Consider the following 770-nt stretch of genomic DNA (forward strand, 5'->3'; position numbering starts at 1 on the left):
GGTTCTTCCACGGTCGTGATAGCGAGATCTCCGACCTGCGCAGGAGGGTGCGGGCACAGCCTTTCACTCTGGTGATCGGTCCGTCGGGCTCGGGCAAGTCATCGCTGGTGCTGGCGGGTCTGGTGCCCCGGCTGGGCGCCGGCCCGGACCGGTGGCTGGTGCGGACGCTGCGTCCGGGCGTGACACCGATGGCGGCCCTTGCGGGCGCGCTGGACGTCAGGCCGCCCAGGTCGGGCATCGAGCTGTCGGTGCCGGTCGCGGCTGCGGTCGACGGTCTGCTGGCCGGCCAGACGGTGTCGGAGGGCCGGCTGCTGCTCGTCGTCGACCAGTTGGAGGAGATCTTCGCTCAGGCGCCGGCGGACTCCCGGGCGGCCTTCCTGACCACGCTGGTCGAGTTGCGCGCCGTCGAGTCCTGCCGGGTGGTCGCGACCATGCGGGCGGACTTCTACCCAGAGCTGATGGAGAGCCCGCTGTGGCCGCTCAATCTGGGTGAACGAGCCGAGATCGCGCCGCTGCGCGGGGCGCCGCTGCGCGAGGCGATCGTTCGGCCCGCCGCCGATGTCGGCGTCCACGTGGACCGGGGCCTCGTCGAGCGACGCATCGCCGATGCGGCGGAGGAGCCCGGGTCGCTGCCGCTGGTGCAGGAGACGATGGCGACGTTGTGGGAGGAGCGGGCCCGTCGGCTGCTCACGCTCACCGCCTACGAGCAGCTCGGCTCCGACGGGCGCGGTGGCCTCAGCGCCGTGCTCGCTATCCGCGCGGACGGGCTG

The 770-nt window shown here is 72.9% G+C and carries 1 protein-coding gene; it reads left to right on the forward strand.

All coding sequences use genetic code 11. The features are described 5' to 3' along the window. The coding region (locus AC08ON_RS15195; RefSeq protein WP_476617202.1) for an nSTAND1 domain-containing NTPase at positions 1 to 770 on the forward strand (770 nt) is incomplete at both ends.

This window comes from Frankia sp. CoWAU3, from assembly GCF_977971855.1.